The following is a 2075-nucleotide window of genomic DNA, read 5'->3' as shown; positions in this document are numbered from 1 at the left end:
GGCCTCACGGCGTGCCGCCGGCCAGCAGCACCGGGACGGCGCTGCGGTGCGACACCTGGTCGCTGACCCGGGGCGAGAACCACGCCGCGAGGCGGCTGCGGTGGTGCGGTGCGAGGACGACCAGGTCGGCGCCGAACCGGTCGGCGGCCTCCGAGACCGCCGCCGCGACGTCGGGCACCAGCCCGTCGAGCAGTTCGCCCTCCGCCGCGACGCCGGCCTGACGGAGGGAGGCGACGGCGCCGTCCACCACGCGGTGCGCGGTGCCGTCGTCCTCCAGGGCGACCACGGTGTCGTAGACGACGTCGGACGGGTCGACGTGCAGGATCCGGACGGTGGCGCCGGTCAGGGCGGCCATGGCGCCGGCGGTGGCGACCGCGGTGCGGCCGCCCTCACTGCCGTCGACGGCGACCAGGATGCGCTGGAACATCGGGAACTCCTCGGTGGTGCGGACGGGTGCAGAGGTAGGTGCGGACGGGTGGACGGGTGCGGGCGGACGGACCGGGTCAGCGGACCGGGGCGGATTCCGCCGGCGCGCTCTCGACGCTCGGGACCGGCCGGTCCTCGTGGGACCGGACGGCGACCCGTTCCCGCTGGAGCAGGGCGACGGCGCCCGAGACGGCGAGCAGGATCACCGACAGCCACAGCCCCTTGGCGATGCCGCCGGAGGAGTCCGACAGCAGGCCGGAGATCAGCGGGCCCACGGCCTGGCCGACGCTGAACGCGACGGTCAGCAGGGCGATGCCGTACGTCCAGGCGTGCTGAGGCAGCATCCGCCGGGCGAGCACGGTCACCGCGGTCGGGCCGGCCATGAAGCTGGCGCCGAACACCACCGCGGAGGCCATCGCCGCGACCGTTCCGTGGCCCAGCAGCACCGGCAGGACGCCCAGCAGGACGACCGCCGACACCAGCGCCGGGGCCCGGCCGCCGCGCAGTCTGCCGATCACGCGGCCCCAGACGAACAGGGTCGCCAGGGCGGACGCCGCGCCGAGCACGATGAAGAACGCGGCCTCCGACCAGGTGCCCATGCCCTGGCCGTGCAGCAGGGCGATGACGAACGTCATGTACGAGACGTAGCCCGCGCCGAACAGCACGTACCAGGCGAAGGTCGGGGTCAGGAAGCGGAGCTTCACCCGGTCGCCGGTGGCTGCAGCGGCCGGCTGCTCCGGGACGCGCCGGGCCGCCATCGCGGCCGGGCCGATCGCCAGCAGTGCGAGCAGGCCCATCAGCAGCCAGCCGGCCTGCCAGCCGGAGGCGCCCCAGGCGGTCAGCGCCGACGGGATCACGATGCCGGAGACGACCACGCCGATGCCCACGCCGGCCATGTACATCCCGACCAGGCCGGCCGAGCGGGCCGGACGGCCGCCGGTGTGCACCCGCGAGGCGAGGGCCGAGCCGACGACGAAGGTCACCGCGGTGGCGAGACCGCCGACGAAGCGGAACAGCGACAGCGCGGCGAAGCTCCCGCTGACGCCGGAGGCGAGCAGGGCGACGGCGCTGACCAGCATGGACCAGACGAACACCCGGCGGGCGCCGAGCCGGCGCGACCACCAGGCCGCGGTGCCGGCGCCGATGATGTAGCCGATCGCGTTCGCGGTATTCATCATGCCGGCCGCTGCGTAACTCCAGCCGAGCTGCTCGCGCATGGCGGGCAGCAGCAGGGCGTACGCGAAGCGGGTGAAACCGAGTGCCACGACGGGTCCGGCCGCGAGGCCGAGGGCCACCAACGGCTCGCTGAGCCTGCGTGGCGAGGGTGCGGTGGATTCCGCAGCCCGGGTGGTGGGGATCGACATGGTGGGCCTTTCCGGGACGGCCGGCCGGTGGCCGGGGTGGGGGGCGGTCGGGGGACGGGGCGCCGGTGGCGCCCGTACTCCCCACCAACCGCCCCGTGGCGCGGGGCGGTGTCCGGTCAACGGGCCGTGCCACCCACGGATCGGGCCATCGCGGGAAGGTCGGCGGGGGGCGCCGGCGGCGACCGCCCCGCCCCCGGTGGGGCCGGGCCGGGCGGGGGGGGTATCCGCCCGGTGGGTGCGCGGGGGCGCGGTACCGCGCGAGGCCCTCGAAGGCCTCGTTGCCGC

General features: G+C 75.9%; 2 protein-coding genes. Both read right to left on the bottom strand.

Annotated elements, in window-relative coordinates; genetic code table 11:
- Nucleotides 1–4: 4 nt before the first annotated feature.
- Complete coding sequence (locus ACFV0G_RS38710) at nt 5–427, bottom strand: universal stress protein (protein WP_380558392.1); 423 nt, start codon at nt 425–427, stop codon at nt 5–7.
- A gap of 76 nt (nt 428–503) precedes the next feature.
- Nucleotides 504–1790, bottom strand: coding sequence for a YbfB/YjiJ family MFS transporter (locus tag ACFV0G_RS38705; protein WP_380558389.1), 1287 nt, complete (start codon nt 1788–1790; stop codon nt 504–506).
- Nucleotides 1791–2075: the final 285 nt, after the last annotated feature.

This window comes from Kitasatospora sp. NPDC059571 (assembly GCF_042735675.1).
In the GTDB taxonomy this organism is placed as follows: Bacteria; Actinomycetota; Actinomycetes; order Streptomycetales; family Streptomycetaceae; genus Kitasatospora.
Note: the sequence above shows the minus strand (reverse complement) of the source record. Positions and strands in the feature narration are given on the sequence as shown.

Bases quoted from the DNA above. Each gene is read 5' to 3' on its own strand.
- ACFV0G_RS38705 (WP_380558389.1), bottom strand. From the start codon at position 1,790: ATGTCGATCCCCACCACCCGGGCTGCGGAATCCACCGCACCCTCGCCA.
- ACFV0G_RS38710 (WP_380558392.1), bottom strand. From the start codon at position 427: ATGTTCCAGCGCATCCTGGTCGCCGTCGACGGCAGTGAGGGCGGCCGC.